This window comes from Streptomyces mesophilus, from assembly GCF_011044995.1.
In the GTDB taxonomy this organism is placed as follows: domain Bacteria; phylum Actinomycetota; class Actinomycetes; order Streptomycetales; family Streptomycetaceae; genus Streptomyces; species Streptomyces mesophilus.
This window is the reverse complement of sequence record NZ_JAAKZW010000248.1, coordinates 1-11,431: the sequence shown is the minus strand read 5'-3', so window position 1 is coordinate 11,431 and position 11,431 is coordinate 1. Positions and strand designations below refer to the sequence as shown.

The 11,431-nt window shown below is 70.3% G+C and carries 9 protein-coding genes and 1 pseudogene; 8 read left to right on the top strand and 2 right to left on the bottom strand.

Annotation, left to right across the window (positions count from 1 at the left end):
- Nucleotides 1-455, bottom strand: a 455-nt coding sequence (locus tag G6045_RS34785; RefSeq protein ID WP_165336199.1) for a Gfo/Idh/MocA family oxidoreductase, incomplete at its 3' end; no start/stop codon positions are given.
- A gap of 100 nt (nt 456-555) precedes the next feature.
- Here G6045_RS34785 and G6045_RS34780 point away from each other — a divergent pair.
- The 5 genes from G6045_RS34780 to G6045_RS34760 all read left to right on the top strand — a co-directional run bounded on the left by G6045_RS34780 (nt 556) and on the right by G6045_RS34760 (nt 5,636).
- Nucleotides 556-1,338, top strand: coding sequence for a GntR family transcriptional regulator (locus G6045_RS34780; protein ID WP_328708009.1), 783 nt, complete (start codon nt 556-558; stop codon nt 1,336-1,338).
- Nucleotides 1,339-1,527: 189 nt separating this feature from the next.
- A complete protein-coding gene (locus tag G6045_RS34775; RefSeq protein WP_165336197.1) occupies nt 1,528-2,523 on the top strand; it encodes a substrate-binding domain-containing protein in 996 nt (331 codons plus the stop codon).
- A 158-nt stretch (nt 2,524-2,681) separates the two neighbouring features.
- A complete protein-coding gene (locus tag G6045_RS34770) occupies nt 2,682-3,689 on the top strand; it encodes a sugar ABC transporter substrate-binding protein (RefSeq protein ID WP_165336196.1) in 1,008 nt (335 codons plus the stop codon).
- Nucleotides 3,690-3,750: 61 nt separating this feature from the next.
- On the top strand, nt 3,751-4,782 hold the full coding sequence (locus tag G6045_RS34765) for an ABC transporter permease (RefSeq protein WP_165336195.1): 1,032 nt from the start codon (nt 3,751-3,753) through the stop codon (nt 4,780-4,782).
- Nucleotides 4,779-5,636 (top strand): ATP-binding cassette domain-containing protein, encoded by an 858-nt coding sequence (locus tag G6045_RS34760; protein WP_165336194.1) that lies wholly within the window; start codon nt 4,779-4,781, stop codon nt 5,634-5,636. The genes G6045_RS34765 and G6045_RS34760 overlap by 4 nt, the downstream gene beginning before the upstream one ends.
- Before the next feature lie 82 nt (nt 5,637-5,718).
- Here the strand turns inward: G6045_RS34760 and G6045_RS34755 are convergent, their stop codons facing one another.
- A complete protein-coding gene (locus G6045_RS34755) occupies nt 5,719-6,156 on the bottom strand; it encodes a CoA-binding protein (protein WP_165336193.1) in 438 nt (145 codons plus the stop codon).
- A gap of 265 nt (nt 6,157-6,421) precedes the next feature.
- On the opposite strand from G6045_RS34755, the pseudogene G6045_RS34750 reads away from it, so the two are divergent.
- The 3 genes and pseudogenes from G6045_RS34750 to G6045_RS34740 form a co-directional block, all read left to right on the top strand.
- Nucleotides 6,422-7,546 (top strand): annotated as a pseudogene (locus tag G6045_RS34750) (ROK family glucokinase); the annotation flags it as partial.
- 147 nt (nt 7,547-7,693) lie between these two features.
- The gene (locus tag G6045_RS34745; protein ID WP_165336192.1) at nt 7,694-8,275 is read left to right on the top strand and encodes a sugar kinase; all 582 of its coding nucleotides are present in this window, start codon (nt 7,694-7,696) and stop codon (nt 8,273-8,275) included.
- A gap of 251 nt (nt 8,276-8,526) precedes the next feature.
- Nucleotides 8,527-11,346, top strand: a complete 2,820-nt coding sequence (locus G6045_RS34740) for a DEAD/DEAH box helicase (RefSeq protein WP_165336191.1) — start codon at nt 8,527-8,529, stop codon at nt 11,344-11,346.
- The last annotated feature ends 85 nt before the right edge of the window (nt 11,347-11,431 follow it).

The following is an 11,431-nucleotide window of genomic DNA, read 5'->3' as shown; positions in this document are numbered from 1 at the left end:
GCGGGGTCCGAGGTGATCACCCGTACCGTGTGCAGCCGGCCGAGGCGACCGGACGCCACGGCCTCCCGCGCGGCCGCGTACCCGGCGTCGAAGCGGCGCTGGAAGCCGATCTGCAGCACCGTGCCCGCCGCTTCCACCTCCGCGAGCGCCGCCAGCGTGCCCGGCAGATCGAGCGCTATGGGCTTCTCGCAGAACACCGGCAGGCCGGCCCGCGCGGCCTGTTCGATCAGCGTGGCGTGGGCCGAGGTGGCCGCCGTGATCACCAGTGCGTCGACGCCCCACGTGAAGACCTCACGTACACCTGGCGCCGCCGTCTGGCCGAGGCGCTGGGCGAGTTCGGCGGCCCGCTCGGGGTCCGCGTCCGCGATCAGCAGCGAGCCCACATCACGGTGGCGGCTGAGCGCGGCGGCATGGAAAGAGCCGATCCGGCCGGCTCCGATGAGTCCGATACGCATGGCCCTAACGTGGCAGGCCCGCAAAGCCCTGTCCATCGTTTGTCAGGACAATCGAACCTCACCACTTCCTGCCAACCGGACACGGGACTACGCTCGCCCCGTGTCCAAGCCAGCAGGGCAAGTCGAGGGGAGAACGGCGGGCAACGCCTCGCTGCAGCTCGGTGTCGACCGCAGCAGCCCCGTCCCGCTGTACTACCAGCTGTCCCGGCAACTGGAGGAGGCCATCGAACAGGGTAAGCTCGCCCCCGGCAGCCTGCTCGGCAACGAGATCGACCTCGCGGGACGCCTCGGTCTGTCCCGCCCCACCGTGCGGCAGGCCATCCAGTCCCTCGTGGACAAAGGTCTCCTCGTACGGCGCCGCGGCGTCGGCACCCAGGTCGTGCACAGCCAGGTGAAGCGACCGCTCGAACTCTCCAGCCTGTACGACGACTTGGAGACCGCGGGCCAGCGCCCCGCCACCCACGTCCTGCACAACACCGTCGAACCCGCCTCCGCCGAGGTCGCCGCCATGCTCGGGCTCGCCGAAGGCGCGGACGTCCACCGCATCGAGCGGCTGCGGCTCGCGCACGACGAGCCCATGGCGTATCTGCGCAATCATCTGCCCGTCGGGCTGCTGCCGTTGGAGACCGCGGACCTGGAGGCCACCGGCCTGTACAAGCTGATGCGCAACGCGAGCGTCACCCTGCACAGCGCCCGCCAGTCCATCGGCGCCCGGGCGGCCACCGCCCAAGAGGCCGCGCGGCTCTCCGAGTCCGAGGGCGCGCCGGTGCTCACCATGGCCCGGACCACCTTCGACGACATGGGCCGCGCGGTCGAGTACGGCTCGCACATCTACCGGGCCTCGCGCTACTCCTTCGAGTTCCAGCTCCTCGTACGCGGCTGAGTTCCAGCTCTTCGTACGCAGCCGAGTTCCGGCTCCTCGTACGCAGCCGATACGCCACCGGCCCGCCGCCCCCGAACCGACTGCGTAACGAAGTCCGAATGTTCTGACAAACGCATTGACGGGGCTCAGTACCGCGACTAAAACACGTCCAGCCGCATCCCGGCGGCCGGGAGAAGAGGTGGGCCCACCATGCGTACACGCCGCACAGCAGCAGGCATAGCCGCCTTCGCGGCGGCCGCCGTCCTCGTGGCCGGGTGCAGCAGTTCCGGGGGCAAGGACTCCGAGGACAAGCCGGAGGAGGGCGGCGGGGGCAAGGTCTCCGGGCCGAAGCTGACGATCGGCATGGTCACGCACTCCGGCAAGGGCGACGCCTTCTGGGACATCGTGCAAAAGGGCGCCCAGGCGGCCGCGGACAAGGACAACGTCGAGTTCCTGTACGCGAGCGACGACCAGGCACAGGGCCAGGCCCAGCACGTCCAGTCGTACATCGACAAGAAGGTCGACGGCATCATCGTCACGCTCGCCAAGCCCGATGCGATGAAGGACGTGCTCGGCAAGGCGAAGGCCGCCGGCATCCCGGTGATCACCATTAACTCCGGCGGCCAGTTCTCGAAGGAGTACGGAGCGCTCAACCACATCGGCCAGGACGAGTCCGTGGCCGGTGAGGCGGTCGGCGCCGAGCTGGACAAGGGGAGCCGCAAGAAGGCCCTGTGCGTGATCCACGAGCAGGGCAACGTCTCCCTCGAAGAGCGCTGCGCGGGCGTCAAGAAGGCCTTCGGCGGCGACACCGAGAACATCAACGTCCCCGGCACCGACATGCCCCAGACCCAGTCGCAGATCGCCGCCAAGCTGCAGGCCACCGAGGGCATCGACGCGATCGTCACCCTGAACGCGGGGATCGCCGAGGCCGCGATCAAGGCCAAGGGCGACGCCGGCAGCGAGGCCCAGGTCTCCACCTTCGACCTGAACGAGGCCGTCACCCAGCAGATGAAGGCCAAGGAGATCGCCTTCGCCGTCGACCAGCAGCCCTACCTGCAGGGATACCTCGCGGTGGACGGCCTGTGGCTCTACCGGAACAACCTCAACGTCATCGGCGGCGGACAGCAGGTCCTCACCGGTCCGGCCATCGTCACCGAGAAGGATGTCGCGCAGCTTGAGAAGCTGACCGAGAACGGCACGCGATGACCGCTGCGGCCGTAGGGCCTGCCCGCTCGACCGTATGGCCGAGCGGCTGCCCGGTACCTGACCGGCGACCTAGATCGCCGGTCAGTAATACTGGGGCGTTCGCGGTCGCATACGCGGCTGCGGCGTACCTGGCAGGGCAGCAAGAAGGGCACGGCTTCGTGGCAAGCGTTCGGACCTGGGTGGGCATCGCGATGGCGGCGGTGCTCGGAGCAACGATCACCGGGTGCAGCAGCACGGGCGGCAAGCGCGCCGAGGACGCCCGTAAGGCCTCGGCCGAGGCGCAGGGCAAGGCCGCGGTGAACACGCCCAAGTGGACCTTCGCCATGGTCACCCACTCGGGCGACGGCGACAGCTTCTGGGACATCGTGCAGAGCGGCGCCCGGCAGGCCGCGGTCAAGGACAACATCAACTTCCTGTACGCCCACAACGACCAGGCACAGGACCAGGCGCAGCTCGTCCAGTCGTACATCGACAAGAAGGTCGACGGGCTGATCGTCACGCTCGCCAAGCCGGACGCCATGAAGGGCGTCATGGCCAACGCGAAGAAGGCCGGCATCCCCGTGATCACGGTGAACTCCGGCTCCGCCGAGTCCAAGGAGTTCGGCGCGCTGAGCCATATCGGCCAGGACGAGGAGATCGCCGGCGAGGCCGTCGGCGAGGAGCTCAACGCGCGCGGCAAGAAGCAGGCCCTGTGCGTGCTGCACGAACAGGGCAACGTCGGCCACGAGCAGCGCTGCGCCGGCGTCAAGAAGACCTTCAAGGGCAAGCTCGAGAACCTCTACGTCGACGGCACCAACATGCCCGACGTCCAGTCCGGCATCGGCGCCAAGCTCCAGGCCGACACGGACATCGACACCGTCGTCACGCTGGGCGCGCCCTTCGCGGACGCCGCGGTCAAGGCCAAGGCGGACGCCGGCAGCGACGCCGAGGTGGACACCTTCGACCTCAACGAGGACGTCGCGCGCGGCCTGCAGGAGAAGACGTACGGCTTCGCGGTCGACCAGCAGCCGTATCTGCAGGGCTACGAGGCCGTCGACCTGCTCTGGCTCTACCGCTACAACCTCAACGTCCTCGGCGGTGGCCGGCCCGTCCTGACCGGGCCGCAGATCATCACGGACAAGGACGCGGGCGCGCTGCTCGAATACACGGAGCGGGGGACTCGATGAGCATCGGTTACGTGGGGGCGGTGGACCGGATGACTTCCGGTCACGTGGAGCGGGGGACCCGATGACCACAGCGACCGTGGACGAACGGCTCCTGCGGACCTCCCTGTGGCGCAAGCTGCTCGCCCGGCCCGAGCTGGGCGCGGTCATGGGCGCCGTCGCCGTCTTCATCTTCTTCTCGTTCGCGGCGGACAGCTTCCTGCGGATGTCTTCGCTGAGCACCGTCCTGTACGCGGCCTCCACGCTCGGCATCATGGCGGTGCCGGTGGCGCTGCTCATGATCGGCGGCGAATTCGACCTCTCCGCGGGCGTCCTCGTCACCTCCTCGGCGCTGGCCTCCTCGATGATCAGCTACCAGCTGACGGCCAACGTCTGGGTCGGCGTCTTCGTCTCGCTCCTGGTCACGCTCGCCATCGGTATCTTCAACGGCTTCATGCTGACCCGGACGAAACTGCCCAGCTTCATCGTGACGCTCGGCACGTTCCTGATGCTGACGGGCCTGAACCTCGGTCTGACCAAGGCCATCAGCGGCACCGTGCAGACCAAGTCGATCGCCGACATGGAGGGCTTCTCCTCCGCGCGCAAGGTCTTCGCCTCCGAGATCTCCCTCGGCGGCGTGAACTTCAAGATCACGATCCTGTGGTGGCTCGCCCTGGTCGCGTTCGCCACATGGATCCTGCTGCGCACCCGCTGGGGCAACTGGATCTTCGCGGTCGGCGGCAACGGTGACGCGGCCCGCGCCGTCGGCGTCCCGGTCACCAAGACCCGTATCGGCCTCTACATGGCCGTCGCGTTCGGCGCCTGGATCTCCGGCCAGCATCTGCTCTTCTCCTTCTCCCGGGTGCAGTCCGGCGAAGGTGTCGGCAACGAGCTGATCTACATCGTCGCGGCCGTCATCGGCGGCTGTCTGATCACCGGCGGATACGGCTCCGCGATCGGGTCGGCGTTCGGCGCGCTGATCTTCGGCATGGTCAGCAAGGGCATCGTGTTCGCCGAGTGGAACGCCGACTGGTACAAGTTCTTCCTCGGCGCGATGCTCCTGCTCGCCACCCTGCTCAACCACTGGGTACGCAAGCGTGCGGAGGCCACGAAATGACCGACGCTTCCCCGACGTCCGCCGAGGCTCCTGTGCCGGGCGAGGCGCTGGTCTCGCTCGAGGACGTCAGCAAGTACTACGGCAACATCCGCGCGCTCGAAGGCGTATCGCTGGAGGCGCACGCGGGTGAGGTCACCTGTGTGCTCGGTGACAACGGCGCCGGCAAGTCCACGCTGATCAAGATCATTGCGGGCTTGCACCAGCACGACGCGGGCACCTTCCGCATCGAGGGCGAGGAAGTCCGTCTCACCAAGCCCCGCGAGGCCCTGGACCGCGGGATCGCCACGGTCTACCAGGACCTGGCGGTCGTCCCGCTGATGCCGGTCTGGCGGAACTTCTTCCTCGGCTCGGAGCCGACCAAGGGCGCGGGCCCGTTCAAGCGCATGGACGTCGAGTTCATGCGCCGTACGACCCGCGAGGAACTGCTGCGTATGGGCATCGACCTGCGCGACGTCGACCAGCCCATCGGCACGCTCTCCGGCGGTGAGCGCCAGTGTGTGGCCATCGCGCGGGCCGTGTACTTCGGCGCCAAGGTCCTGGTCCTCGACGAGCCGACGGCGGCGCTCGGCGTCAAGCAGTCCGGCGTCGTCCTCAAGTACGTGGCAGCCGCACGTGACGCGGGCCTCGGCGTGGTCCTCATCACGCACAACCCGCACCACGCGTACCTGGTCGGCGACCGGTTCGTCCTGCTCAAGCGCGGCACGATGGCGGGCAGCTTCCTGAAGGCCGACATCGAGCTCGACGAGCTGACGCGCCAGATGGCGGGCGGCTCGGAGCTGGAGGAGCTCAGCCACGAGCTGGAGCGGGCACCGGAGCCGCTGCATCTGGGCGGGGAGCCTACGGACAAGGCCTGAGGGTCGGACATTGCCTGATGGTGGGCCTCGGTAGGGATCCCGCGGTGCGGGGCCCGGCCGAGGCGGGGGAGCGGGTGGGCCGTCAGGCCAGACCCAGTCGGGGGATCTCGCGCCCGGGGGAGCGGTCCATCACCATCAGCAGGCCGGCTTCACGCGTCCTGTCGTAGGCGGCCTCGTCGACGACGTCGAGCTGGAACCAGACCGCCTTCGCGCCGATCGCCACCGCCTGGTCCGCGATGTCACCGGCGAGCGCGGAGTTGACGAACACGTCGACGACATCGACGGCGAAGGGGATCTCCGCGAGGGAGGCGTAGCCCTGCTCGCCGTCCACCGTCTCCGCCTTGGGGTGCACGGGCACCACCCGCTTGCCGAGGCGCCGCAGCTTCACGGCCACACGGTAGGCGGCCCGTTCAGGGTTGTCGGACAGGCCCACCACGGCCCAGGTGTCTCCGGCGCCGGTGAGAATCCGCTCGATGGTGGCGTCATCGCCGTACTGGGGGACTGTCGCGTCTGCTGGCATACGCAGAAGCTAGCCAGACTGAATACTGTATGCAATACCTCGGCGTCAGGTCCTTGAAGGTCCACGACCCGTCATCGGAGCGGGCTTCATGCGTTCCTTGGCCCGGCACGGGCACGGCCCGCGACCCCACCGGATCGGCCAAGCGCCAGCTCAAGTGGCATACCCACCCCTGGGGCGACACCCGGCCCACGCCAAGCCCCTCGCAGCACTCCGCCGCACGGGCCGAACCGTCCCGCCGACGCCGAGCCCCATAGAATCGCCAGCGATGAGCACCTACCGCGACTTGACGCACCGAGGCTCCGCGCGAGCAACCCTCCGCACCGTCGGCACGCGCGAACGCCGCTCACATCTCACCGCACCCCGGGTGCCGACCGTCGGCATCGACATCGGCGGTACGAAGGTGATGGCCGGCGTCGTGGACGCGGACGGAGTCATCCTGGAGAAGCTCCGCACGGAGACCCCGGACAAGTCCAAGAGCCCCAAGGTCGTCGAGGACACCATCTGCGAGCTGGTGCTCGACCTCTCCGACCGGCACGACGTGCACGCCGTGGGCATCGGCGCCGCCGGCTGGGTCGACGCGGACCGCAACCGCGTCCTGTTCGCCCCGCACCTCGCCTGGCGCAACGAGCCCCTGCGTGAAGCCCTGGAATCCCGGCTCGCCGTCCCGGTCCTCGTCGACAACGACGCCAACACCGCCGCCTGGGCCGAGTGGCGCTTCGGCGCCGGGCAGGGCGAGGACAACCTCGTCATGATCACGCTCGGCACCGGCATCGGCGGCGCCATGCTGGAGGGCGGGCAGGTCAAGCGCGGCAAGTTCGGCGTCGCCGGCGAGTTCGGCCATATGCAGGTCGTGCCTGGCGGCCACCGCTGCCCCTGCGGCAACCGCGGCTGCTGGGAGCAGTACAGCTCGGGCAACGCCCTGGTCCGCGAGGCCCGCGAACTGGCCGCGGCCGATTCCCCCGTCGCGTACAACATCATCGAACGCGTCCAGGGCCAGGTCTCCGACATCACCGGACCCCTGATCACGCAGCTCGCCCGCGAGGGCGACGCGATGTGCGTGGAGCTCCTCCAGGACATCGGCCAGTGGCTCGGCGTCGGCATCGCCAACCTCGCCGCCGCCCTCGACCCCTCCTGCTTCGTCATCGGCGGCGGCGTCAGCGCGGCCGACGACCTCCTGATCGTGCCCGCCCGCGACGCGTTCCGCCGCCAGCTCACCGGCCGCGGCTACCGTCCGGAGGCCCGTATCGCCAAAGCACAGCTCGGGCCCGAGGCCGGCATGGTCGGCGCGGCCGATCTGGCCCGTCTGGTCGCCCGCCGCTTCCGCCGCGCCAAGCGCCGCCGCGTCGAGCGCCACGAACGCTACGAGCGGTACGCCCAGGCGATCCGCAACGGCCGTATCCCGCCGCTCGACACCAAGCTCGACACCAAGGCGGAGGGCTCGGCGGACACCCAGGTCGCCGGGCCCGGAACCGCCGGCGGCTCCAGCACCGGTGACTCCAGCACCAGCGACTCCAGCACCACGCAAGGAAACCCGTAGATGCCGTCCGTGCCCCGCCAGTCCCCGCCGCCGGACGAGCCGCCGCGCCGGCCCGAGGAGGACCGCCGGCATATGATCCGGCGCCGCTGGATCACCGCGATCATCATCGTGCTCCTGATCGGTGTACCGGCCGTGTATCTCGCGATCTCCGCGGGCCAGAGCCGGGACAGCGGTCGTGACAAGGAGGCGAAGTACTCCGCGACCGGACTGACGGCGGGCTGGCCCTCGCGGGTGCAGCGGCGGATCTACGAGGTCCCGATCCCGCCGAAGTCGGGGAAGGTCGCGTACTACGAGACCAACAACTGGCGCACCAGCCGGCTCTACGTCCAGTTCCAGACGACCGAGGCCGGTCTGGCGGGCTTCCTGAAGGGCATCGGCGAGTCCGCCGACGACCTCGAGCCGGGCAAGATCACCATCAATGCCCGGGACCAGCGCGTCGTGGGCTGGGAGTTCACCGGCGCGGGTCCCTGGTCCGGCCTGACCCACAAGCAGAGCAATCCCCGGCCGACCCAGGACGTCACGGTGAACACCGCCGATCCGAAGCGGCCGATGGTGTACGTGGTGTCGAGGGCGACTCCGTAGGCTCGCTGCTCTGCTCCGTCGGCCGGCCGATTGGTCGACGGGCCGGTTGGTCGACGAGCCGGTTGGTCGACGAGCCGGTTGGTCGACGGTCCGCTTGAAAACGCCTCCGACCTGCGCAGACACCCGATTGTCAGTCCCGCTCCGTAAAGTCGTCGGCAGTTGACCGGACCGCGGTCGGCGCGACCGCAGCCGACCGCATCACGTCGGCGCGACCGCAAGGGACAGGACAGGGACAGGAGGTGCGACCCGCCATGAGCCATGCCGAGCTCGCCCGCCTCGCGCCCGTCTTCCTTTCCGCACCCCTGCCCCGCGACGGCCGCCTCGCGTTCTGGTCACCGGACGACACACCCCTGCCCGCCGGCATCGGACGGATCACGGAGCTCGACGTCGTCCGCAGACGAGGCGCCGTGGTCCGCACCGTCACGGTGCCGGCCGTCACGATCGAGGTCGAGCAGGCACTGCCGGCGCTGTTGCACGCCCGCGGTGCGCCTCAAGCCCATCCGGCGGCCGCATGCTGGGGCGCGGCCGCCCACTTCGCCCTGCACCTCGTCGCGCGCGGCCGGCTGCTCCCCGGTCTCACCGGCGAGGATCTCGACGCGTGGCGTGCGGGACCGCTCGAAGCGGATGACATCCGCTATCTGCGCGCGGTCGCCGAGGCGTTGCCGTACGAAGGCCATGCGAGCCCGCTTGCCGACAGCAAACCGCTCCAACTCCCGGCTCCCGAAGCCCTGATGCGCGCCTTCCTTGACGCGGTCGCCGACACCCTGCCGCGTACCCCGGCCGCTGCCCACGCCGTCGGTGCGCCGTTCGCCGCCCGCGCTCCGCAGCGGCTGCCGCAGGCACGGGACTGGGCCGCGGAGGCCGCGGCCGGGATGGACACCGGAGTGCGGATCTCGCTCCGGCTCGACCTCAGCGGATACCACCTGTTCGACCGTGCCGAGGACGAGCGCGCGCAGGGCGCAGCCGCGATCGTCCAGGTGCACAGCCTCGCCGACCCCACCCTGGTGATCGACGCGGCGGCCCTATGGGCGGGGGAGGGTGACGCGGTGTTCGGACCGCGCGCCCGCGTCGACGCGGCCCTCGCGCTGCGCCGCGCCGCCCGCGTCTGGCCGCCGCTCGAGCGGCTCACCGAACGGGACACCCCTGACGTCCTGTCCCTGACCGAGGAGGAGTTGTACGACCTGCTCGGCGTCGCGGCTGCCCGCCTGACCGCCGCGGGAGTCGGGGTGCACTGGCCGCGCGACCTGGCCCAGGACCTCTCCGCGGCCGCGATCGTGCGCCCCGCGCCGGGGTCGGCCACGGACGGCACCGGGTTCTTCGAGGCCGAGCAACTCCTCGAGTTCCGCTGGCAGTTGGCGCTCGGCGGCGACGCGCTCAGCGAGGCCGAGATGGATGTCCTTGCCGAGTCGCACCGGCCGGTTGTCCGGCTGCGCGACCAGTGGGTACTTGTCGACCCCGCGCTCGTACGCAAGGCGCGCAAGCGGGAGTTGGGGCTGCTCGACCCGGTGGACGCCCTGTCGGTGGCGCTCACGGGAGAGGCGGAGGTCGACGGCGAGCCGGTCGAGGCGGTGCCCGTCGGCGCGCTGGCGGCCCTGCGGGAACGGTTGACCGGCGCGCTGGTCCCGGCCGCACCGCCGCCCGGATTGCGGGCGACCCTGCGCGACTACCAACTCCGCGGGCTCGCCTGGCTCGACCAGATGACCTCGCTCGGCCTCGGCGGCTGTCTGGCCGACGACATGGGCCTCGGCAAGACCGTCACCCTCATCGCGCTGCACCTCAAGCGCGCCCGCAGCGAGCCGACCCTGGTCGTCTGCCCGGCGTCGCTGCTCGGCAACTGGCAGCGCGAGATCGAGAAGTTCGCCCCCGGCGTCCCGGTCCGCCGCTTCCACGGCACGGATCGCACCCTCGACGGCCTCGACGGCGGCTTCGTCCTGACCACGTACGGCACGATGCGCTCCGCGGCGCCGCGGCTCGGCCAGCAGGCGTGGGGCATGGTCGTCGCCGACGAGGCGCAGCATGTGAAGAACCCGATGTCCGCGACGGCCAAGGCGCTGCGCACCATTCCGGCACCCGCGCGCGTGGCCCTCACCGGCACCCCCGTGGAGAACAACCTCTCCGAACTGTGGGCCCTCCTCGACTGGACGACCCCCGGCCTGCTCGGCCCGCTCAAGGCCTTCAGGTCCCGGCACGCACGCGCCGTCGAGGGCGGTGAACACCCGGATGCGGCCGAGCGGTTGGCGCGTCTGGTCAGGCCGTTCCTGCTGCGCCGCAAGAAGTCCGACCCGGGCATCGTGCCCGAGCTGCCGCCGAAGACCGAGACGGACCACCCGGTGCCGCTGACCCGCGAACAGGCCGCGCTGTACGAGGCGGTGGTCCGTGAGTCGATGGCGGTGATCGAGGCGGCCGAGGGGATCGCGCGCCGCGGCCTGGTCCTCAAGCTGCTCGGCGCGCTGAAGCAGATCTGCAACCATCCGGCGCAGTACCTGAAGGAGGGCCGCACGGCGGGGAGCGGCCCGGAGCTCGGCGGGGTGCGCCTCGAAGGACGCTCCGGCAAACTCGCCCTGCTCGACGAGCTGGTGGACACGATCCTGTCGGAGGACGGTTCGGTGCTCGTCTTCACGCAGTACGTGGGGATGGCCCGCCTCATCGCCGCCCATCTGGCCACCCGGGCGGTGCCGGTCGAGGTGCTGCACGGGGGGACGCCGATCCCGGAGCGCGAGAAGCTCGTCGACCGCTTCCAGGCCGGTGCGACTCCGGTGCTCGTGCTGTCGTTGAAGGCCGCGGGCACGGGTCTGAATCTGACCAGGGCCGGGCATGTCGTGCACTTCGACCGCTGGTGGAATCCGGCGGTGGAGGAACAGGCCACCGACCGCGCGTACCGCATCGGCCAGACCCAGCCGGTCCAGGTCCACCGGCTGATCACCGAGGGCACGGTGGAGGACCGTATCGCGGAGATGCTCGCCGCGAAACGGGAGTTGGCCGAGGCGATCCTCGGTTCGGGGGAGTCCGCCCTGACCGAACTCACGGACCGCGACCTGGCCGACCTGGTGTCGCTGCGGAGGTCGTCATGACCGGATCCCCCAAGGGCAGCCCGGCGGACCGGGCACGCGAGGCACTTCGGGCGGCGCGGGCGGAGCGGGCGGCTCGGGCGGAGAG

What these genes read in the sequence shown, in the direction of transcription:
- G6045_RS34755 (WP_165336193.1), bottom strand. Translation starts at nt 6,156, where the DNA reads ATGCCAGCAGACGCGACAGTCCCCCAGTACGGCGATGACGCCACCATC.
- G6045_RS34745 (WP_165336192.1), top strand. Translation starts at nt 7,694, where the DNA reads ATGCCGTCCGTGCCCCGCCAGTCCCCGCCGCCGGACGAGCCGCCGCGC.
- G6045_RS34760 (WP_165336194.1), top strand. Translation starts at nt 4,779, where the DNA reads ATGACCGACGCTTCCCCGACGTCCGCCGAGGCTCCTGTGCCGGGCGAG.
- G6045_RS34740 (WP_165336191.1), top strand. Translation starts at nt 8,527, where the DNA reads ATGAGCCATGCCGAGCTCGCCCGCCTCGCGCCCGTCTTCCTTTCCGCA.
- G6045_RS34765 (WP_165336195.1), top strand. Translation starts at nt 3,751, where the DNA reads ATGACCACAGCGACCGTGGACGAACGGCTCCTGCGGACCTCCCTGTGG.
- G6045_RS34775 (WP_165336197.1), top strand. Translation starts at nt 1,528, where the DNA reads ATGCGTACACGCCGCACAGCAGCAGGCATAGCCGCCTTCGCGGCGGCC.